Genomic DNA, 20,961 nt, shown 5'->3' on the forward strand with positions numbered 1-20,961 from the left:
GCCGGGGGAACGAGCCCGCCGCGGATCCCGTGCGACGGCCGGTGCGCATAGGCTGGCGGGATCATGAGGCTGAGAGTGCGCACGCCGGACGGCAGGGGAGAGAAGGGCCCGGAGGGGCGGACGGCCGCGAGGACCCGCGGGGCGGGCGGACCGGGCACGTTCGCCCAGTTCGCCGTGGCGCTGCGGACGCCCGCGCGGGCGGGCGAACCGCTGCTGGCGCGGGCGCCCCGGGCGTGGCAGCGGATGCTGCCCTTCGCCGTGATGGGCGTCTTCGTGGTGTCGCTGCTGCCGGTGACGATCGCGGTGCTGACCAACGACTACGGAATGGGCGGCGGCTGGGCCGGTGCCCTCGGCGTGGCACAGACGGTGCCGCTGCTGCTGGCGGTGTCGCGTCCCGTGGCCGCCTGGGGCCTGGTGCTGGCCGCGGACGTCCTCGGGGCGGCCCTGCTGCTGGCCGACGCGGACCGGGTGGCCGGGCACTCCTGGCCGTGGACGCCGATGGTGGTGGTCGGGTACCTGGCGCTGATGGTGTGCCTGGGGCTGCGCGAGCCCGTGCGGACGCTGGTCCAGGTGGGGCTGGCCACGGGTGCGGCCGGGGTGGTGCTCGGCTTCTTCGCCCCGGACGGGGTGACGAACACCGTGGCCCTGCTGTTCGTGCTCAGCGGCTGCGTGCTCGCGGTGACGGGCGCGCTGCGCGGGCTGGGTGACGCCCGCCAGCGCGCCGCCGAACAGGAGAGCATCAGCGAGGCGGAGCGGGCCCGGCGCACCCTGCTGGAGGAACGCGCGCGGATCGCACGGGAGTTGCACGACGTGGTGGCCCACCACATGTCGGTGATCACGGTGCAGGCGGACTCCGCGCCGTACCGGCTGCCCGGCATGGAGGAGCCGGTGCGGGAGGAGTTCGCGGCGATCGCGGCCAGTGCGCGGGAGTCGCTGGGCGAGATGCGGCGGCTGCTGACGGTGCTGCGCGGCGATTCGGGTTCCGGCGGTGCGGACGGGGAGCGGGCGCCGCAGCCGGGCATCGCGCGGATCCAGCAGCTGGTGGAGGCGACCGTGCGGGCGGGGCAGCCGGTGGAATGTTCCCTGGCCGCGGGGCTGGCGGACGCGCCGGTGCCGCCGGCGGTGGACCTGTCGGCGTACCGCATCGTGCAGGAGGCCCTCGCCAACGTGGTGCGGCACGCCCCGGGCGCGACGGCGCGCGTCTCGGTGACGCACTCCGCCGAGGACGGCGAGGTGCTGGTCCTGGTCGTCAACGGCCCGGCCCGGGAGGCGGTGGTGGAGCTGGAGGGTTCCGGGACGGGGCACGGCCTGGTGGGGATGCGCGAGCGCGTACGGTTGACCGGCGGGACCCTGGACGCGGGCCCGCTGCCCGACGGCGGGTTCCGGGTGGCCGCGCGGCTCCCCCTCGACCCGCCCCTGCCCGCCGACTCCCGCGCCGAGGAGCCCAGTTGACCATCCGCGTGATCATCGTCGACGACCAGGCCATGGTCCGCGCGGGGTTCGCCGCGCTGCTGTCGGCCCAGGCCGACATCGACGTGGTGGGCGAGGCCCCCGACGGCCGCGAGGGGATCCGCGTCTCGCGCACGGTGCACCCCGACGTGGTGCTGATGGACGTACGGATGCCGGAGCTCGACGGACTCTCCGCGGCCCGCGAACTGCTGGACCCGCCGCCGGGGGTGACGCACCGGCCCAAGGTGCTGATGCTGACCACCTTCGACATCGACGACTACGTGTACGAGGCGCTGCGCGCGGGCGCGTCCGGGTTCCTGCTCAAGGACGCCCCGCCGGCGGACCTGATCGCGGCGGTCCGGGTGGTCGCCTCGGGCGAGGCGCTGCTGGCGCCGTCGGTGACGCGCCGGCTGATCTCCGACTTCGTGCGGCAGCGGCCGACACCGCGCAAGGATCCGGCACTGCGGCTGAACGGCCTGACCCCGCGCGAGACGGAGGTGCTGGAGCTGATCGCGCGGGGGCTGTCGAACCAGGAGATCGCCGCCCACCTGGTCCTGGCGGAGCAGACGGTGAAGACGCACATCGGCCGGGTCCTGGGCAAGCTGGACCTCCGCGACCGGGCGCAGGCGGTGGTCTTCGCGTACGAGGCGGGCCTGGTCCGGCCGGGCGAGCAGGGCTGACGACGCCGTTCCGGCAGGGCCCCGGAGACCGCGGCGGGCCGCCCCGTAGGCTGGCCCGGTGACTCTGCACAGCCTTCACGACCGATCCGCCCTGGCCGCCCGCTTCGACCGGGACCCGGCGATGCACCTGATGGAGCTCGGCGACCTCGACGACCTGCTCTGGCCCCATACCAGTTGGTACACGGTGTCCGAGGACGGGCCGGTGGCCCTGCTGTACGCGGTCGGCGACGTCCCGACGCTGCTCGGCTTCAGCCGCCCCGAGCAGGGCGCCGCGCTGGAGGAACTGGCCGGGGCGCTGCTCCCCGTACTGCCCCGGCGCTTCTTCGGGCACCTGACCGGCAACGCCGTGAAGGTGCTGGAGTCCGCGTACGAGGTGCGTACGCACGGAACCCTGCTGCGGATGGCCCTGACCGATCCCGGGGCGGCCGAGCGGCACCCGGCCGGCGCGTGGCGCCCGGCCCCGCTGGGGCGGGCGGACCTGCCGGAGCTCCTCGAACTGTTCGCCCGGGCCTATCCGGGCAACTGGTTCGACCACCGGATGCTCGACACCGGCCAGTACGTCGGCGCCCGGGAGGACGGACGGCTGGTGGCCGTGGCGGGGGTGCACGTCCACTCGCCCGCCTACCGGGTCGCCGCCATCGGCAACGTCGCCACGCATCCGGACGTCCGCGGGCGGGGTGCGGGCGGGGCCTGCGTCGCCGAGCTGTGCCGTCGGCTGGGCCAGGACGCCGGCCGCATCGACCACATCGGCCTGAACGTCCGCGCGGACAACGCCACGGCCGTCGGCCTGTACCGCAGGCTCGGGTTCACCGAGGTCACGGAGTTCACGGAGGCCACCTTCACGGCGCGCCCGTGAGACGCGGCTCCCGGGACACGGCGGTTGCGGCGGGCTCCGGTGCCACGGTTAGGGTGGCCGCGTGAACCTTTCTTCCGCGCTTCCCCGTTCCTTCCGGCTGCTCGTCACTGGCGGGGGGACCGGTGGGCATACCTACCCCGCCCTGACCGCGATCCGTACCCTGCAGGCCCGCCTCGCGGCCACCGGCGGCACCCTCGACGTGCTGTGGATCGGGACCGCCGACGGCCTGGAGGCCCGGGTCGCCCCCGCCGAGGGGATCGCGTTCAAGACCGTCGCCACCGGGAAGATCCGCCGTTCGGCGAACCCGCTGAAGATGCTGTCCGCGGCGAACGTGAAGGACATGGCGAAGGTGCCGCTGGGCGTGGCCCAGGCCCGCACGATCGTCTCCGAGTTCGCCCCGGACGTGGTGCTCGCCACCGGCGGGTACGTCGCGGTCCCGGCCGGCCTGGCGGCGCGGATGTGCAAGCGCCCGCTGGTGCTGCACGAGCAGACCGTCCGGCTCGGCCTGGCCAACCGCAAGCTGGCCGGGTCGGCCACCCGCATCGCCGTCTCCTCGGAGTCCTCGCTGCCGCTGCTGCCGGAAGACGTCCGCGGGCGCGCCGTGGTCACCGGCAACCCGGTCCGGCCCGAGGTCCTGTCCGGGCACCCCGACAAGGCGGTGCACGCGCTGAACCTGACCGGCTTCGACCGCCGGCTGCCGACCGTCTACGTCACCGGCGGCGCGCAGGGCGCCCAGCAGATCAACGGCGTGGTGCGCGAGGTGCTGCCGTGGCTGCTGAGCCACGCGAACGTGATCCACCAGTGCGGCCCGGCCAACGTGGACGAGCTGCGCTTCGCGGCCTCCGGCCTGGACCCGGTGCTCGCGGGCCGCTACCACGTGACGGGCTTCGTCGGCCCGGAGCTGCCGGACGTGCTGGCGCTCGCCGACATCGTCCTGTCCCGCTCCGGGGCGGGCACGCTGGCCGAGCTCACCGCGCTGGGCAAGCCGGCGGTGTTCGTGCCGCTGGCGACCTCGGCCGGCAACGAGCAGGCGCACAACGCGCAGCACCTGGCCGACGCGGGAGCGGCCGTCGCGCTGGTCGGCGAGGTGACCGCCCAGGCCCTGGCCGACGCCATCGGCCCGCTCCTGACCGACCCGGCCCGCCGCGCCTACATGGCCGACCGTGCCCGCGCGTACGGCCGCCCGGACGCGGCGGAGCGCCTGGTGGACGTCCTCCTGGAGGCGGCCGCCCGCTGACGCCCCCGCCACCCGGCCCCAGGGGGGCACCCGCAGCGCCCGAGCGCCTGCGGGTGCCCCCTGCGCACTTCTGCCGCCGGTCCACGGCCCCGACGCCCGCCCCCGGCCGCACAACGGCCGACGGCCTCCGCCCGGTCCGCGGCGGAGCGGAGGGAGGCGGAGGCCATCGGCGGGTCGGCCCGTCATACGGACCGGGATGACGCCGGAGCTCAGCTGTTCCAGGTCTCGGTGTACGAGTCCGCGACCGTGACCTTCGCCCAGGTGTTGGTGACGCGGCAGTTCTTGGACTGGTGCGTCACGTACACCTGGTACTCCCGCTTCTTGATGCCGATCTTGTAGTTCACCCGCTTGCGGGCGGGCACCTCGATCAGCACGGTCTTGCCCTTCGCGACGGAGGCGCTGGCTTCGACGCTCACTCCGAGCTTGGAGCTGATCTCCGCGGCCGCCAGATTGAGCGTGCCTCCGATCTCGCCGCTGACGGAACCCGTCAGGCTGGCGGACACCTGCGCGGTGACGCTCTCGCGCGTGGTGGCGGAGCTGCGACGGTTGTCGACGACCCCCTGCGCGACCACCTTGTGCCACGTGGAGGAGATCTCCGTGTACTTGCGCTTGTAGACGTCGTCGCAGATCTCGGCTGCGGAAGCGGGCGTCGAAAGCCCGATCAGCCCACCGGCCAACACGGCCGAAGCAGTGCCGGCCGTGACGAACTTGCGCACGTAAGTGCCCATGTCATTCCCCCTGTTGAGGCCCCAGCCCGGTCAGTGGCGGGGCGATGTGCAGAAGCTGTCCGCGGCCCGCCCGGCCCTACAAGCTTCTTGATCGGAATCTGAGCTTGCCCGGGCGTCTCCTCCTCCACCCCCTACTGGGGTATGACATGCGGGTTGGCTCCACGGTGCGACGTGCGGCCGGGTACCTCCTTCCTACCTTCCTCCTCGTCAACGGCCCGTACCGGGCCGGTTCGAGGAGAGAAGGGGGAGGGGCATGCGCCGCTTCCGTAGGACGGTCGTTGCGGGCGCGCTGGCGTTGGCCGTCGTCGCGGGGACCGCGGGATGGGCGGCGGGGGACAGCCGGGACGCCGTGACCGGGCCGCCGCCCGGGAGCGCCGCCTGGCGGGCCGGGTCGGTGGGCGGGCGGGCGCTGCCCGATCCGGAGGGGGCGTCCCCGCGCGAGGTGGCCCGGTTCTTCGCCGGCCTGGACGGGGAGGCGCGCCGGGAGCTGGTACGGGCCCACCCGCTCGTGGTCGGCGGTCTGGACGGGGCTCCGCTCCCCCTGCGGTACGAGGCCAACCGGATGGCGGTCCTCGCCACGGGTGAGGCCCGCTACGCCTCCCTCGCCGACCCGGGCCGGCAGATCCTGGCCTTCGACCCGCGCGGGCGGGGGCAGGTCGTCGAGGTGTTCGGGGACCTGGAGCGCGCGGCGCACGTCTCGGTGGTCGTGCCGGGGTCGGACAACGACGCCGCCTCGCACGACGCCGTACGGGCCCCGCACACCGGGCCGGCCGGGATGGCCCGTTCGCTGCGGGCGGCCGCCGGGGACGGGACGGCCGTCATCGCGTGGACGGGCTACACCACCCCGGTGGGGGTCGGGCTGGACGCGGCGACCGGGCGGCTGGCCGCGGCGGGCGCGGTCCGGCTGGCCCGGTTCACGGCCGGGCTGGACGCGGTCGGGGCGCCCGACCCGGTGCTGTTCTGCCACAGCTACGGATCGGTGGTCTGCGGGCTGGCGGCCCGTCACACGGACGCGGCCGACCTCGTGGCCCTCGGCTCCCCCGGCATGCGCGCCGGCACCGCGGCCGGTCTGGGCACCCGGGCCCGGGTGTGGGCGGCCCGCGGTCCCTCCGACTGGATCGCGGACGTGCCGAAGGTGGAGTTCGCGGGCCTCGGCCACGGCACCGACCCGGTCTCCCCCGCCTTCGGCGCCCGCCGGGTGCCCGCCGGCGACGTCCGCGGCCACACCGGCTACTTCGCGCCCGGCACCAGTTCCCTGGCGGCGTTCGCGGCGATCGCGAAGGGGGAGGTCCGATGAGCGCGCTCACGCTGCTGCGGGGTGCGGCGGACCGGATCGACCGGCAGACCCCCGCCCACCGGGACCGGGCCGTCGACGGCCTGCGGGCGCTGGCCCTGCTGGCGGTGCCCACGGGGCACTGGCTGCTCGGCGGCTTCACCCTCGACGCGGACGGCGGCCTGCACAACGCGAGCCCGCTCTCCGCCTTCGGGGCCCTCGCCCCGGCGAGCTGGGTGCTCCAGATGCTCGGGATCTTCTTCCTGGTCGGCGGCTACGCCTCGGCGCTCTCCTTCCGCCGCCGCACGGGCTCTGCCGGGGCGTGGCTGAAGGGGCGGATGGTCCGGCTGGGGCGGCCGGTGCTCGGGGTGACGGCCGTGTGGGCGCTGGCCGCGCCCGCGCTGTACACGGCGGGCGTACCGGAGGCCACCCTGCGGACGGGGGCCACGCTGGTGGTCCAGCCCCTGTGGTTCGTCGGGGTGTACGCGGTGGTGACGGCGCTGACCCCGTACTGCGTGCGGGCCGCGGAGCGGATCGGCGGGTGGGCGGCGGCGCCGCTGATCGGGTCGGTCGCGGTGGTGGACTTCCTGCGGTACGGGCCGCTGTCCGATGCGGTGCCGTCCTGGCTGTCGGTGCTGAACGTGCTGCCGGGCTGGCTGTTCGCGTACCAGCTCGGCGTGGCCTGGGGCGGGCGGCGGATCGGCCGGCGCGGGGCGTGGCTGCTGCTGGCGGGCGGGGCGGCGCTGTTCGCGGTGCTGCTGCTCGCCTTCCACTACCCGGCGTCGATGGTCGGGGTGCCCGGCGAGGCGCGGACCAACTCGCATCCGCCGTCGCTGCTGGTGCTGGCCCTGGCCTCGGCGCAGTCGGGGGCGGCGATCCTGCTGCGGGACCGGCTGGCGGGGCTGCTGGCCCGGCCGGCGCTGTGGGCGCCGGTGGTGGTGGTCAACCTGTCCGCGATGACCATCCTGTGCTGGCACCAGACGGCGATGCTGACGGCGGCCGTGCCCGGTGCGCTCGCGGGCCCGGTGGCCGGGCTGACGACGGCGCCCGACACCCTCGGCTGGATCGCGGCGCGGGCGGCGTGGATGCCGGTGTTCGCGGTGCTGCTGGCCGTCATCGCCCGGTACGCCCGCCGGTTCGAGGCCGCCCCGGCCCGCGGCCGCCGGGCCCCGGCGGTACGGCGTACCGTGGCGGGGCTGCTGGCCGCGGGCTTCGCGGTGTTCGCGCTGGGCCTGGCGTAGGAGGTCGTCCCGCGCGCGGTCACTCCCCGCGCAGGGCGGCGGCCGCCGGGCCCTCGCCGTGCACCTCCAGGCGGCCCTCCCGGACGGCCCGTGCCAGGTCGAGCACGCCCTCGCCGAGCTCCCGGCAGGTGTCGGCGTCGAGGACGAGGCGGGCGTCCGCCGCCCCCGCGGGCCCGTCCCCGTAGACGGGCCCGTCCCCGCGGGCCGGGCCCTCGCCGTCGAGGCGGACGTGGAAGACGCCCTCGTCGAGGACCACGTCGACCACGGCCGGGACCCCGGTCGCGGGGAGGCGGCGCAGCAGGGGCAGGGCGTACCAGTGGGCGCGCAGCGCGTCGGTGGGGCGGCGTTCGGCGAGGTCGGGGGCGCCCCATTCGGCGAGTGCCGTGAGCACGGGCAGCAGTCCGGCGCCGCGCGCGGTCAGCTCGTACACGGTCGCGGCGGCCGGCGGCGGCAGCTTGCGGCGGGTCGCCAGGCCCTGCGCCTCCATGTCCTTGAGCCGGCCGGCCAGTACGTCCGTGGAGACGCCGGGCAGGTCGGCGTGGAGGTCGGTGTACCGGCGGGGGCCCGCCAGCAGCTCCCGGACGATCAGCAGGGTCCAGCGGTCCCCGACGGCGTCCAGGGCGCGGGCCGAGGCGCAGTACTGGTCGTAGCTTCGACGGCGTGGCTGACGAGGTGACATGCAGCGCAGTCTAGACAACATGTTGGACTTTCCAAGCTCTCACTTGGTAAAACCAAGCAGGAGGTCCGGAGCGGTACGGGACCGCAGTACGGAACAGCGGGAACAGGGAGGGCACGGCATGGAGTTCCGGCAGTCGAGCAAGCTCAGCGAGGTCTGCTACGAGATCCGGGGCCCGGTGATCGAGCACGCCAACGCACTGGAGGAGGCGGGGCACAGCGTGCTGCGCCTCAACACCGGAAACCCGGCCGCCTTCGGCTTCGAGGCGCCGGAGGAGATCGTCCAGGACATGATCCGGATGCTCCCCAAGGCCCACGGGTACACCGACGCGCGCGGGGTGCTCTCCGCCCGCCGGGCCGTCGTCCAGCGCTACCAGGCCATCGGCCTGACCGACGTGACGGTGGACGACGTCTTCCTCGGCAACGGCGTCTCCGAGCTGGTCTCCATGGCCGTGCAGGCACTGCTGGAGGACGGGGACGAGGTCCTCATCCCCGCCCCGGACTTCCCGCTCTGGACCGCCGTGACCACCCTGGCGGGCGGCAAGGCCGTGCACTACGTCTGCGACGAGTCCGCCGACTGGTACCCGGACCTCGACGACATGGCGTCCAAGATCACGGACCGCACCAAGGCCGTGGTCATCATCAACCCGAACAACCCCACGGGCGCCGTCTACCCGAAGGAGGTCCTGGAGGGCATCCTCGAACTCGCCCGGCGCCACGGGCTGATGGTCTTCGCCGACGAGATCTACGACCAGATCCTGTACGACGACGAGGTCCACCACAGCGCCGCCGTCCTCGCCCCCGACCTGGTCGTCCTCACCTTCTGCGGGCTGTCGAAGACGTACCGGGTGGCGGGCTTCCGGTCCGGCTGGCTGGTGGTGAGCGGTCCCCGGCAGCACGCGCGCAGCTACCTGGAGGGGCTGACCATGCTCGCGTCCATGCGGCTGTGTGCCAACGCCCCGGCCCAGTACGCCATCCAGGCCGCGCTCGGCGGACGCCAGTCCATCAAGGAGCTGACCGGCCCGGGCGGCCGGCTCCTCGAACAGCGCGACCGCGCCTGGGAGAAGCTGAACGAGATCCCCGGCGTGTCCTGCGTGAAGCCGAAGGGCGCCCTGTACGCGTTCCCGCGCATCGACCCCAAGGTGCACCCGATCCACGACGACGAGCGGTTCGTGCTCGACCTGCTGCTGCGGGAGAAGATCCAGGTCGTCCAGGGCACGGGCTTCAACTGGCCCCGCCCCGACCACTTCCGGATCCTGACCCTGCCGTACGCCGACGACCTGGACGCGGCGATCAGCCGGATCGGCCGCTTCCTGAGCGGGTACCGCCAGTAGGCGCGTGCCGGGAACGCGAGAGAGCGCCGCTCCCGGTGGGGAGCGGCGCTCTCGTCGTGTGGTCGGGCGCCGGTCAGGCGATGGACGCGGCCACGATGGCGGCGACCGCCAGGTTGCAGGAGGCGGTGACCCACACGGCCGGGTGCGGCTCGGGGTCGACGACGATGGCCCCGAGCTTGCCCGGGGTCACCAGGTCCAGCACCAGGAAGGCCACGGCCATCAGGACCAGGCCGAGCACGCCGAAGGCGGCGGTGGACAGCAGGCCCTTGCCGAAGTCCTCGTAGGTCGTCCAGATCGAGGTGAAGACGATGCCGCCGATGCCGAGGAGCGCCGAGCTGAGCAGGAGGGCCGCGTTGCGGTTGCGCTCCTCCCAGATCTGCTTCGGGAGCTTCCCGGGCGTCAGCACGTCCACGAGGACGATGCCGAGGATCAGCAGCACCAGACCGAGGGCGCCGTAGGCGCTCGTACGGCCAAGTCCGTTGACGATGTCGCTCATTGAGAAGCCTGTCTCCGCGTGGGTGGGAAAGGATGGGCCAGGACGGGCCGGAGGGGCGCCGTGGGGAGGCCGAATCTATCGCACGGCTCCGCCCCGGACCATGGGGAGGTCAGGAAATGGCAAAGGTCAGGGCCGCGCGGGCCGGGGAGGCGGAGGCGCTGACGGCGCTGGTGATGCGGTCGAAGGCGTACTGGGGGTACGACGCCGCCTTCCTGGCCGCGTGCGGCCCGCAGCTGCGCGTGCGGGAGGAGGAGCTGGCCGGCCGCAGGATCGCGGTGGCCGAAAACGTGCGCGGGGCGCTGCTGGGGCTCGCCTCCCTGGACGAGGCCGGGGAGGGGCCGGAGGACGGGTCCGGGGACGGCGACGGGCTCGGGGAGGTACGGGCGGCCCGGCTCGGGCTGCTCTTCGTCGAGCCCTCCGCCATCGGACTCGGCACCGGGCGGCTGCTGTACCGGGACGCGCTGCGCCGGGCCGCCGCCCTGGGCGTGCGCCGGCTGCTGATCGACGCCGATCCGCATGCGGCCGGCTTCTACCGCGCGATGGGCGCGGTGGAGCGTCCCGGCGCGGCCGCGGAGGGGCTCGTACGGTTCGAGGCCGCGCCCGTGCCGCTCCCGGACTGGGCCCGCGCCTGGACGGGCGGGCTCCCGGCGGTCCACGTGGGCAACGTCGCCGAGTTCAACGCCCAGTTCGCCGACCCCTCCCTCGACCCCGGGCAGCGGGCCGCGCACGACTACGCCTGCCTGGCCGCCTTCTACAGCCCCCGCCCGGCGGCCCTGGTGCTGCCCCGGCCGGTGTCCCCCGGCTGGGTCGCCCTGGTCGGCCGGCAACTGGGCTGGGACCCGGAGGTCGAGGTGTACGACGGGCTGGCGGAGCGGGGCCCCGGGCTGTCGGACGCCGTGTCGGCCCGGCCGGCGCTGGCCCGGCGGGTGACGGAGGGCGGGCTGCCCCTCGTACCGTGGGGGCTGACCGGACCGTACGCCCGGCTCGCGGGCCTGCCGTGGCGGCCGGACGGGCTGCGGTACGAGTCGAAGTCGGCCGCGCACGCCCTGTTCGGGCGGATCCTGGCGGGCGGCGGGCATCCGGGGATCACGCTCCCCGCACAGTGGCGGGCCGGTTCCCGGTGGGCGGCCGTCCGGCGACTGGCGGCGCGGTCCCGGGCGGGCGAGAGCACCGTTCTCAAATCGGAGCACGGTGTCGGCGGTTCGGGCACCACGGTGGTCACCCCCGGAGACGTACGGGCGGCCGGCGGGGCCCGGGCCGTACTGCGCGGGCTCCCGCGCGGGCCGCTGCTGCTGGAGGAGTACGTGCACGGCCCGGCGGACCCGCGCGTGCCGCGCGACCTGACCTACGACGGGTTCGTGGACGCCTCGGGCCGGCCGCACGAGGCCGGCGCGGCGGTGATGGACGTGGCCGACGGCGGCTACCGCGGCGCGACGGTCGGCCCCGGGGTGGTTCCCGGCCGTCTGGTAGGGCCGCTGCTGGCGTTCGGGGCGGCGGTGGGCCGGGAGCTGGCGGCGTCCGGCTACCGGGGCTGGTTCGACGTGGACTTCGTCACCGACGCGGCGGGCCGGCTCGCGCCCACCGAGGCCAACCTGCGGCTGACCGGCCCGTCGGCGGCCTTCATGGTGGCGGCCCGGCTGGACGAACTCCGGGGCGCGGGGCACCTCGTACGCATCGCCGACCGGGTGGAGCTGGGCGCGCGGCTGCCGGACGCGCAGCTGGAGGCGCTGTGCGCGGACCTGGCACGGGGCTGTGCGGAGCTCGGCGCCGTGTTCGTGCCCGCGATCCCGACGGGCGCCTTCGGCCCGGCGCCGTGGCTGGGGGTGCTGGTGGCCGCGCGGGACACGGAGGCACTGGACGCGGCCGAGGCCCTGGTGCGCGAGCGGGCCCGCGCGGCCGGCGACGGCTTCGGGCCGCACGCCGGCCCGGAGCCCGGCCGGCAACCCGCCCTGCACTCCGCCCCGGAGCCCGACCGGAAGCCCGGCCCGTAGGCCGGCCGGGAGCGGGGCGCGCGGCGGTCAGTCGTCGAAGTCGAAGGGGCTCACCGGCTTCCGGGTGGCGTAGACGGCCACCACCAGGGCCGCGACCATCAGCGGGACGTTGAAGGCGTAGACCAGGGCGGCCTGGCGCGGCCAGTCCTGTTTGGCGGCCAGCCGGTAGAGGTTGTCCTGCGGCCACCAGGCGATCAGCAGGTACGCGATCGCCAGGTGGGCCGCGACGGTGATGCGCCTCCCCCTCCCCTGGTCCAGCATCGGCCGCCGGCCGGTGAACAGGAACATCACCCCGGCCCCGAAGGCGAGGGACTCGCACAGGTAGAGGATCCAGAAGAGGAAGGCCCACGGGTTCGGGACACCGGTGAGGTCGGTGGACCCGGGCCAGATGACGTCCGTGAAGACCCGGGCGAGGAGGCCCACCACCGGTGCGGCGCATCCCAGTCCGAAGGCCAGCGGCACGACCTGCGGGCTCCCGGCGGCGCCCGCCGTGCGGACTCCCCCGTACTTGCCCCCGCCCCGGCTCCCGGCCACCGGGCCCAGGAGCAGCGGCGGCTGCGGCACCTGGGTCCGGTCCTCGCGGCCGGCCCGGGTGCGGGGCGTGGCACGCATCCGGACCACCGCCCGCGGGACCGCGTCGGCGGGCACTTTGCCCTTCAGGTGCTCCCTGAGCCGGGCGGTGTCCGGCAGGACCTCGGCCGGGAGGCCGTGCGGCGGTGAAAGGTACGCGACGAGCCGGTGGCCGCCCCCGGCGACGGAGACGCGGGCGACCAGGGCGGTGCCCACGGAGGCGTGCGCCCGGATCTCGGACTCCAGCGGGTGGGGGTCGATCCGGGTGCCGTCCTCGGCCTCGATCCGGTCGGCGGCCCTGCCTGCGAACTCCAGCAGCCCGTCCGGGCGGAGCACCCCGAGATCGCCGGTGGCTATCGCCTCCCCGCCGCCGGGCGGTTCCACGGTGAGCTGCCCGTCGAGCACCCGGACCCCGCAGCCGGGGAAGGGGGTGCCGAGCAGGGAGATCCGCTCGGGCCCGTCCAGCGGGCGGGGCAGCTGCGGGAGTTCGAACCAGGTGCCGGTGCCGGCGGCCTCGGTGAGGGCGTAGACGTTGAGCACGCGCGCGCCGGGGCGCAGCCGGTCCTGGAAGGCGCTGTGGTCGTCGAGGTAGAGGCGGTCCCCGCTGACGGCGAGCAGCCGCAGCGACCGGAGTTCGGCGTCCGGCCCCCGGCGGAACGGGGCGATGTCGGACGCCGGGGGCTCTTGTGCGAGCAGCAGCTCCGCAGCTCCGGCCGGGTCCGTGTGGAGCACGCTGACCTCCGCCTTGCGGACGGCTCGGCGCGCCTGTCCGGGCAGCCACACGGCGCCCTCGGGCAGGACGAGTGCGCCGCCGGAGCACAGGGCCCGGGTCCAGCCGGCGGCGAAGGGCGTGGTGTCCGGCCCGGCGGTGAACAGGTGCCGGTCCCCGGGGGCCAGCCGGGCCGTCTCCGCCCAGCCTTCGTGGGCGGCGAGCAGGGTCGCGTGGCCGACGGGGACGGGGCGTGGGTCGGGGGCGCCGGTGAACAGCACGGCCGCGCCGCCCGCTCCGGTCGTACGCGTGGACGGCGGTCCGGGCTCCGCGTCCGCGCCGGGGCCGGGGCCGGGGCCGAGGGCACGGTCGGGGTCGAGCGTGCGCAGCCCCTCGCCCCCGTCGAGGCGGGCCTCGTCGATGGGGCGGGCGATGAGCAGGTCCGGGGCGAGGGCGGCGAGCTGCCGCCTGCCGACGCGCGGGTCGGCGACGTCGAGGACGGTGTAGGTCCCGCCGGCCTTGAGCACGGCGAGCAGGGCCGTGACCAGTTCGCGCTGCCGGGGCAGGGCGAGGGCGACGAGGCCGTCCGCGGGCAGGCCCCCGTCCGCCAGGTACCGGGCCAGCCGGTCGGACTCCGCGTCGAGGACGGCGTACGGGACGGTCTCGTCCCCGGTGACGAGCGCGGGGGCCTCCGGGGTGCGGCGGGCCCACGCGCCGAAGCGGGCCAGTACGGTGTCGGCGCCCTCGGGGGCGGGGTGGTCCGGCGGTGATGACTGCGGTGGCTGCGTCATTCCCCGATGATGCCACCGGGCGCCGACAGCGCCCGGGGGTGTCGAAGTTCCGTTGGCAAAACGTGAGTTGGCCACACCTGGGAGTGAGTCCGAGGCGGATCCGTTGACCTCGACTTAACTTGAGGTTCTAGCGTGGTGGCATGGATATGGAAGTCACCGCCTGGCATTCGCTGCACAGCGCGATCAACGCCCAGCAGGACCGCCGCCCGCTCTCCCGGGCGAGCCTGCGCCGGATCGCCGCCTTCGCCCGCCCGCACCGGCGCGGGCTGACCCTCTTCCTGCTGCTGAGCGTGGTGGGCGCCCTGCTGGCCGTGGCCACTCCCCTGCTGGCCAGCCGGATCGTCGACACCATCGTCGGGCACGGGGACGAGGGCCGGGTGGTCCGGCTGGCCCTGCTCATCGCGGTGATCGCGGTGGCCGAGGCGGCCCTGGGCCTGCTGACGCGCAAGCTGTCCTCCACCCTCGGGGAGGGGCTGATCCTGGACCTGCGGCGGGCGGTCTTCGACCACGTCCAGCGGATGCCCGTCGCCTTCTTCACCCGGACCCGGACGGGCGCCCTGGTCAGCCGCCTCAACAACGACGTGATCGGCGCCCAGCGGGCCTTCAGCAACACCCTCTCCGGGGTGGTCTCCAACCTCGTGACCCTGCTGCTGACGCTGGGCGTGATGCTCACCATCTCCTGGCAGATCACCCTGCTGGCGCTGGTGCTGCTGCCGGTGTTCGTGCTGCCGGCCCGCCGGATGGGCGCGCGGATGGCCGGGATGCAGCGGGAGGCGTCGACGCTCAACGCGGCGATGGGCACGCAGATGACGGAACGGTTCTCCGCGCCCGGCGCGACCCTGGTGAAACTGTTCGGGCGGCCCTCGGACGAGTCCGCCGAGTTCGCGGCCCGCGCGGCCCGGGTCCGGGACATCGGGATCCGTACGGCGATGGCCCAGTCGGCCTTCATCACCGCCCTGACCCTGGTCTCCGCGCTGGCCCTCGCCCTGGTGTACGGGCTGGGCGGGTACTTCGCCCTGCGCGGCACCCTGGAGGCCGGCTCCGTGGTCGCCCTCGCCCTGCTCCTGACCCGGCTGTACGCGCCATTGACCGCGCTGGCCGGGGCCCGGGTCGAGGTGATGAGCGCCATGGTCAGCTTCGAGCGGGTCTTCGAGATCCTCGACCTGGAGCCGCTGATCGCCCAGAAGCCGGACGCCGTCGAGGTGCCCGACGGCCCGGTGTCGGTGGAGTTCGACCGGGTCTCCTTCGGCTACCCCTCCGCCGACAAGGTCTCCCTCGCCTCCCTGGAGGAGGTGGCCGCCCTCGACGCCCGGGGCGGCACCCGGGTGCTCCACGAGGTGTCCTTCCGCGCGGAGCCCGGCCAGATGGTCGCCCTCGTCGGCTCCTCGGGCGCCGGGAAGTCGACCATCGCCCAGCTGCTGCCCCGGCTGTACGACGCCGACGCGGGCGCCGTCCGCCTGGGCGGCGTCGACGTACGGGACCTCACGGCCGACTCCATCCGCGACACCCTCGGCATGGTCACCCAGGACGGGCACCTCTTCCACGAGTCGGTACGGGCCAACCTGCTGCTGGCCCGGCCCGGGGCGACCGAGGAGGAGCTGTGGGAGGCCCTGCGCCGCTCCCGCCTGGACGGGCTCGTCGCCTCCCTCCCCGACGGCCTGGACACCGTCGTCGGCGAGCGCGGCTACCGGCTGTCGGGCGGGGAGCGGCAGCGGCTGACCATCGCCCGGCTGCTGCTGGCCCGGCAGCGGGTGGTGATCCTCGACGAGGCCACCGCCCACCTGGACTCCACCTCGGAGGCGGCCGTGCAGGAGGCGCTGGCCGAGGCCCTGGCCGGCCGCACGGCCGTGGTGATCGCGCACCGGCTGTCCACCGTCCAGGCCGCCGACCTGATCCTCGTGGTGGAGGAGGGCCGGATCGTCGAACGCGGTACGCACCCCGCCCTGCTGGCGGCGGACGGCCGGTACGCCGAGCTGTACCGGACCCAGTTCGCCGCGCGCGGCGCCGCGGCGGCGTGAACCGGCGGCCCGGACCGGCGGCGGCCGGGGGTCAGTCGTCCAGGAACACGATCCGGCGGCCCTGTCCGGCGGAGCCCTGGGCCGCGCTGGCCGCGAAGCGCCCTGCGGGGACGGCGCGTTCGCGGCCCCAGGCCCGGATCTCCTCGATCTGCTCCGGGTTGTTGCGGCTGAGCGGCACCGTGTTGGAGAAGGTGTCCTCCACGAAGTCGGGCCGCATCAGCTCGGTGCCGCCGCCCAGGTAGACCTCGGCGCCGACGTCGTGCAGGGCGGCCTCGATGTCCGAGCCGGCGAAGCCCTCGGAGAGGTCCACGAGCCGGGCCAGCTGCTCGCGACCGGGCTCGGCCCTCAGGTAGCGGCGGTAGTAGATCCCGATGATCTCCTCGCGGTCCCGGGCGTCGGGCAGGTCGACGAAGAACAGCTCGTCGAAGCGGCCCTTGCGCAGCAGCTCCGGCGGCAGGCTGCGGACGTCGTTGGCGGTGGCCACCACGAAGGCACGGGACTGCGACTCCTGGAGCCAGAAGAGGAACTGGCCGATGATGCGCTGCGGCACCCCGGTGCCGTCGTTCACCCCGGCGAGCCCCTTCTCGATCTCGTCGATCCACAGCACGCAGGGCGCGACCCGGTCGGCGGTCTCCAGCGCCTCCCGGAACCGGCCCTCGGACTCGCCGAGGTACTTGCCGTGGATGGAGCCCATGTCCAGCCGGTACAGCGGGAGCTGCCACTGGGCGGCGACGGCCTTCGCGGACAGCGACTTGCCGCAGCCCGGCACGCCGACCAGCAGCACCCCGCGCGGCGGCCGCAGGTCGGTGGCGCGCAGGTCGGCCTGGAGCAGGCGGCCGCGCCGGCGCAGCCAGTCGCGGAGGTTGCTCAGGCCGCCGACCGCGTAGTCGGAGTCCTTCAGGGGCACCCTCTGCAGTCCGGTCAGGTCGTTGAAGATGCGGTCCTTGGACTGGGCCAGCAGCACCACGTCACCCGCCTCCACCGAGCCCTTGGCGGCGACGGTCGCCATCAGGTTGACGGCCTCCCCCTCGGTGACCCCGACGAGGAACCCGGCGGCGCGCCGGACGTCCTGCTCCTCCCAGGCGACGGGGATGTGGCCCCGGTGGTCGTCGAGGAAGGCGGACAGCGTCGCGTACATCTCGTCGGCGTCGGGCAGGTCGAGCTGGAGACTCATGCCGAGCCGCTGGAGCCCGCTCCACACCGGGCTGTCGGTGATCAGGATGACGCTGCCCATGTTGGTGTCGGCGAGCCGGGCCAGTTCGGCGACGTGCCGGGCCAGTGAGGTGTCCGCGTCCAGGCCGTCGGGTTCGACGAGGACCAGGGTGGCGTTGGGCCGGGAGGTGAACTGGGAGGCCGCGTACTCCATCGCTCCGGTGAGGGAGCGGTCGTCCAGCACGGCCGTGTTGGTGCGCAGGTCCCGCAGTCCGGTGGCCCGGGTGTAGATCCAGAAGGGCATGTTGGCGCGCCGGGCGTGGGTGGCGGCGGTGCGCACGAGGCGCAGCGCGCGCTGCTGCTCGATGGTGCGCAGGCAGATCACCGGTACCCGGGCGGAGATGTAGCTGTCGAGGTCGCGCCGGCATTCTGCGTAGGTGGGCATGGGTGGCGGTCTCCGGTCAGTCGGTGACGATGCGGCGGCGGGCGGGCGCCGCCGGGTCGTACGCCCAGCCGTCGCCCGGGGCCCGGCCGGGGGCCCGGTCCGGGGCCGGGGCGCCCCCGGGGCCCGGGGCGGTCAGCGGGTTGTCGCGCAGGGTGCGGCGGCGGGCCTCGACCGCGCGCGGGTCCGCGCCGGACCGCAGGGCCCCGTCCAGGGCGGCCTCCAACTGCCGCTGGAATCCGGCGATGTGGCCCTCGGTGAGCTCCCGCAGCCGCGCGCGCAGGTCCGGCGGCAGGGCGGGGTGCGCGGTGAGGGCGCGGACGGCGTCCAGGCCGGTGCGGGCCTGCGCCAGGGCGCGGCCGGCGGCGAACTCGTCGCCCGCGGCGTCCAGGGCGGCGGTCAGGGCGGCCGCCCAGTCGCGCAGGCGCCGGTCCAGGGCTTCGGTGAACTCCCCGGAGAAGCGGGCCCAGGTCTCGCAGTGGAAGTCCTCCGGGCGCAGCACGGGCAGCCGGGCGGCGGCCTCGGCGGTGGCGGCGCCGCCGTGCGCGCCCCAGTCGCGCAGGAACCGCGTCCAGGTCTGGTAGGCGCCGCCGTGGCCCCACGTCCCGTCCATGGTCAGGGCTGCTCCCGCCGGGTGCCGGGGCGGCGGACGAGCTGTTCGCCGGGCGGGAGCGGGGACCAGTCGGGCAGTCCCTCCACGATCCGGCGCAGCCGGGCGGTGGAGCGCTCCCCGGCGGGGGGGGGGGGGGCCCGCCCCCCCCCCCCCCCCCGCCCCGCCGGGGGGGGGGGGGGGGGCGGGCCCGGGGGCCCGGGGGGGGGGGGGGGGGGGGGCGCGCCCCCCCCCCCCCGCGCCCCCCCCCCCCGGGGGGGGGGGGGGCGGCGGCCGCGGCCGCGGGCTCCGGGGTGGCGGGGTCGGGGGTGCTCATGCGGGGTCGCCTCCCGGGGTGACGGTCCGGCCGGTGAAGGGGGAGTTGCCCTCGGTGGCGGTGTCCAGGGAGGCGATCAGCTCCCGGACCCGTTCCTCGACGGCGTCGGCGTCCACGTACGCCTGGTTCCAGGCCGACAGTTCGGCGCGGGTGGCGACCAGGTCGCGCAGGCTCTCGGCCCGGGCCTCGTCGAGGACCCGCCGCGCGTCCTCCTGGACGCGACGGCACCGGGCGGCCTGGCCGTGGATGACCAGCCAGGCGATGCCGCCGGTGAACAGCGCGGCCATCACGGCCCCGGCGGCACCGCCCGTGCCGCCGATGACCGCGGCGACCAGGACCACGAGGACCGCCACCGCCACCGGCCGGGCGTACGCGTACCCGAGGCCGGCGAGGAAGGGGACGGTGTGCCGGTCCCAGTGGTCGGCGAGGCCCTGCTGCAGCTCCGGCAGCGGGCTGAGGAAGGAGCCCTGCCAGGGCGGCAGGCGGAACCGGCCGCCGGCCGCCAGCGGGTGCGAGGCCCCGAAGCGGACCTGGACGTCCTGCGGCACGACGGCCCGGTAGTCCCGGGAGAAGCCCTGGTGGGCGTGGTGGAACCAGCCCCGGCAGGCGGCCACGGCGAGCCGCCGGGTGGCCTGGGAGGTGCCGATGGCGGCCGGGTTGAGGGCGGCGGAGCTCTGGACGGTGAGGTAGTCGAGGGATTCGTCGTACGAGGCGGAGTCGGCGTCGGTGGCCGTCCGGGCGCGGGCGGTGTCCCCGTCGTGGGCGACCACCGCCTCCTGGTAGGCGAGGTCGCGGCGCAGCGGCAGCTCCTCGTCGTCGTACTCGGAGACGAGCCGGTCGAGGATGTCGTCGACGGCGTCCTCCAGGCGCTGCGAGGGGGCGGGTGCGGTGTTCACGACCGCCGTGTACTTGTCGAGGATCGCCTGCTGGCCCCGGGCCGCGGAGAGCACCCCGCCCAGCTGCGGCCACTGCGGGGACAGGGAGTGCAGGAACGGGAACTCGGTCGCGGGCACGGCCGGGCACAGGGTGCGCAGTTCGGCTCCCCAGCGCTCGATCTGGACGTCCTGGGCGGCGGTGTCGGCGGCGAGCAGTTCCTGCCAGCCGTCGAGGACCTCGCGCAGCAGGGTGCGGCCGACCGGGCCGAAGGCGCCCTGGGCCACGGACTCCAGGATGACGGCGAACTCGCGGCCGAGGGCGCGCGGGTCCTGGGCCGTCAGGTAGTGGCGCAGCCAGCGCGCGGATTCGGCGGGCCGGGCCTGGCGGCGCAGGACGAGCGCGAAGAACAGCGAGGTCCGGTCCGGGGAGCGGCGGAAGGCCTCCTGCACGACCCGTTCGCACAGCGCCGGGTCGTCGGCGGCCCAGGAGGTCAGTGCGACCAGGGCGGGTGCGAGCCAGTAGCGGGGGGTCTGGAGCATCAGTTCGTCGCCGACGGTGCGGACGACGTCCTCGGAGACGAGGCCGAGGTCGAAGGCCTGGAGCATGCCGACGGCCGTGCGCCGGACCACCTTGTGGTGGCCGAACTCGTGGTCGAGCTGGTCCTGGAGGACCCCGACGCGGGTCTCGGCGCGCTGGAGGGCGGCGACGAGCCGGGCCTGGGCGACGAAGGCGAGGAACTCCTGCCGCAGCTGCCGGAGTTCGCCGCGCGCCTGGTCCTGCTGCGCTTCGACGTGCTTGACCTGGGCGCCGACCTGGACGACCTGTTCGGAGACGCCGAGGACGAGCCGGTTGATCGCGGCGAGCTTGACGTACAGGCCGGCGTCGACGGCGCTCATGCCGCACCTCCCGAGCGCGGTCCGGCGGGCCTGACCACGGATCCGCCGGCCAGGACGGGCAGCACCAGCCCGTCGGAGTGGACCTCCACGTACGCGTAGCCGGGGTTGCGCACCAGCATCCGGGCCCCGCCGTAGGGCTCGGGGAGGGTGTCGCGGGGCGCGTAGTGGGTGACGATGGCGCCGAAGAGGTCGAGGACGTGGTCGACGTAGGGCGGGCCCAGGTGGCAGCGGGCGAGGAAGCCGACGGGGGCGCCCGGGTGTTCGCTCTCGTAGTGGGCGCGGATCCAGTCGGCGAGCCGCCGCCGGGCCGCCTCGTCGAGGCCCGCGTCGAAGCCGGAGACGGCTTCGAGCAGTTCCCGTGAACGGTCCTTCAGCCGGTCGGCGACCGGGCCCGGCGGGCGGCCGGCCCCGGCGGCCGCGGGCGCGGGTCCCGGTCTCCCGCCCGTCGCCCGCGGATCGCGGGCCGGTCCTTCGACGATCCTGCGCGGACGCTCGATGTACCCCATGGCCTCCCCCGATTTCATGAGTGGAGCACGCAGGTTAATGACGTACCGTCAATCGTGCGACCACAAAAGGGATATGGGCCTCGGCGGACCGGCAACCGCCCTCGAACCGACCGGA

17 protein-coding genes are annotated in these 20,961 nt (G+C 75.3%); 9 read left to right on the forward strand and 8 right to left on the reverse strand.

Annotated elements, in window-relative coordinates; genetic code table 11:
* The first annotated feature begins 63 nt into the window (after positions 1–63).
* From ACIPW5_RS01755 to ACIPW5_RS01770, 4 genes are all read left to right on the forward strand, one after another.
* Positions 64–1,452 (forward strand): sensor histidine kinase, encoded by a 1,389-nt coding sequence (locus ACIPW5_RS01755; protein WP_401238882.1) that lies wholly within the window; start codon positions 64–66, stop codon positions 1,450–1,452.
* Entirely contained in the window at positions 1,449–2,129 is a 681-nt protein-coding gene (locus ACIPW5_RS01760; protein WP_401238884.1) for a response regulator, read from the forward strand. Before ACIPW5_RS01755 ends, ACIPW5_RS01760 begins: the two co-directional genes overlap by 4 nt.
* Before the next feature lie 58 nt (positions 2,130–2,187).
* A complete protein-coding gene (locus ACIPW5_RS01765) occupies positions 2,188–2,985 on the forward strand; it encodes a GNAT family N-acetyltransferase (RefSeq protein ID WP_401238886.1) in 798 nt (265 codons plus the stop codon).
* A 61-nt stretch (positions 2,986–3,046) separates the two neighbouring features.
* Entirely contained in the window at positions 3,047–4,222 is a 1,176-nt protein-coding gene (locus ACIPW5_RS01770) for a UDP-N-acetylglucosamine--N-acetylmuramyl-(pentapeptide) pyrophosphoryl-undecaprenol N-acetylglucosamine transferase (protein ID WP_401238889.1), read from the forward strand.
* A 209-nt stretch (positions 4,223–4,431) separates the two neighbouring features.
* Here the strand turns inward: ACIPW5_RS01770 and ACIPW5_RS01775 are convergent, their stop codons facing one another.
* A complete protein-coding gene (locus tag ACIPW5_RS01775) occupies positions 4,432–4,950 on the reverse strand; it encodes a hypothetical protein (protein WP_401238891.1) in 519 nt (172 codons plus the stop codon).
* A gap of 253 nt (positions 4,951–5,203) precedes the next feature.
* Here ACIPW5_RS01775 and ACIPW5_RS01780 point away from each other — a divergent pair, with 253 nt between their 5' ends.
* Positions 5,204–6,247 (forward strand): alpha/beta hydrolase, encoded by a 1,044-nt coding sequence (locus ACIPW5_RS01780; protein WP_401238894.1) that lies wholly within the window; start codon positions 5,204–5,206, stop codon positions 6,245–6,247.
* On the forward strand, positions 6,244–7,464 hold the full coding sequence (locus ACIPW5_RS01785) for an acyltransferase (protein WP_401238896.1): 1,221 nt from the start codon (positions 6,244–6,246) through the stop codon (positions 7,462–7,464). The genes ACIPW5_RS01780 and ACIPW5_RS01785 overlap by 4 nt, the downstream gene beginning before the upstream one ends.
* Before the next feature lie 19 nt (positions 7,465–7,483).
* On the opposite strand, the gene ACIPW5_RS01790 is transcribed toward ACIPW5_RS01785, so the two are convergent.
* On the reverse strand, positions 7,484–8,143 hold the full coding sequence (locus ACIPW5_RS01790) for a winged helix-turn-helix transcriptional regulator (protein ID WP_401238899.1): 660 nt from the start codon (positions 8,141–8,143) through the stop codon (positions 7,484–7,486).
* A 118-nt stretch (positions 8,144–8,261) separates the two neighbouring features.
* Between ACIPW5_RS01790 and ACIPW5_RS01795 the strand changes: the two genes are divergently transcribed.
* Positions 8,262–9,473: a pyridoxal phosphate-dependent aminotransferase gene (locus ACIPW5_RS01795; RefSeq protein ID WP_401238901.1), complete on the forward strand. Its 1,212-nt coding sequence runs from the start codon at positions 8,262–8,264 to the stop codon at positions 9,471–9,473.
* Between the two features lie 73 nt (positions 9,474–9,546).
* On the opposite strand, the gene ACIPW5_RS01800 is transcribed toward ACIPW5_RS01795, so the two are convergent.
* Positions 9,547–9,969 carry a DUF350 domain-containing protein gene (locus ACIPW5_RS01800; RefSeq protein ID WP_125819052.1) on the reverse strand — a complete coding sequence of 141 codons (423 nt, stop codon included), beginning with the start codon at positions 9,967–9,969 and terminating at the stop codon, positions 9,547–9,549.
* Positions 9,970–10,085: 116 nt separating this feature from the next.
* Between ACIPW5_RS01800 and ACIPW5_RS01805 the strand changes: the two genes are divergently transcribed.
* Positions 10,086–11,960: a GNAT family N-acetyltransferase gene (locus tag ACIPW5_RS01805; protein WP_401238906.1), complete on the forward strand. Its 1,875-nt coding sequence runs from the start codon at positions 10,086–10,088 to the stop codon at positions 11,958–11,960.
* A gap of 27 nt (positions 11,961–11,987) precedes the next feature.
* Here ACIPW5_RS01805 and ACIPW5_RS01810 read toward each other — a convergent pair whose 3' ends face one another.
* Positions 11,988–14,030 carry an AMP-binding protein gene (locus tag ACIPW5_RS01810; protein WP_401238909.1) on the reverse strand — a complete coding sequence of 681 codons (2,043 nt, stop codon included), beginning with the start codon at positions 14,028–14,030 and terminating at the stop codon, positions 11,988–11,990.
* Between the two features lie 140 nt (positions 14,031–14,170).
* On the opposite strand from ACIPW5_RS01810, the gene ACIPW5_RS01815 reads away from it, so the two are divergent.
* Positions 14,171–16,048: an ABC transporter ATP-binding protein gene (locus tag ACIPW5_RS01815; RefSeq protein WP_401238912.1), complete on the forward strand. Its 1,878-nt coding sequence runs from the start codon at positions 14,171–14,173 to the stop codon at positions 16,046–16,048.
* Positions 16,049–16,079: 31 nt separating this feature from the next.
* Here ACIPW5_RS01815 and ACIPW5_RS01820 read toward each other — a convergent pair whose 3' ends face one another.
* The 4 genes from ACIPW5_RS01820 to ACIPW5_RS01835 form a co-directional block, all read right to left on the reverse strand.
* Positions 16,080–17,645 (reverse strand): AAA family ATPase, encoded by a 1,566-nt coding sequence (locus ACIPW5_RS01820; RefSeq protein ID WP_401238915.1) that lies wholly within the window; start codon positions 17,643–17,645, stop codon positions 16,080–16,082.
* Between the two features lie 16 nt (positions 17,646–17,661).
* Positions 17,662–18,255 (reverse strand): hypothetical protein, encoded by a 594-nt coding sequence (locus tag ACIPW5_RS01825; protein WP_401238917.1) that lies wholly within the window; start codon positions 18,253–18,255, stop codon positions 17,662–17,664.
* A 309-nt stretch (positions 18,256–18,564) separates the two neighbouring features.
* The gene (locus ACIPW5_RS01830; protein ID WP_401238919.1) at positions 18,565–20,340 is read right to left on the reverse strand and encodes a hypothetical protein; all 1,776 of its coding nucleotides are present in this window, start codon (positions 20,338–20,340) and stop codon (positions 18,565–18,567) included.
* The gene (locus tag ACIPW5_RS01835; RefSeq protein WP_401238922.1) at positions 20,337–20,864 is read right to left on the reverse strand and encodes a hypothetical protein; all 528 of its coding nucleotides are present in this window, start codon (positions 20,862–20,864) and stop codon (positions 20,337–20,339) included. The genes ACIPW5_RS01830 and ACIPW5_RS01835 overlap by 4 nt, the downstream gene beginning before the upstream one ends.
* Positions 20,865–20,961 lie beyond the last annotated feature (97 nt).

Source organism: Streptomyces sp. NPDC090077 (genome assembly GCF_044747545.1).
In the GTDB taxonomy this organism is placed as follows: Bacteria; Actinomycetota; Actinomycetes; order Streptomycetales; family Streptomycetaceae; genus Streptomyces.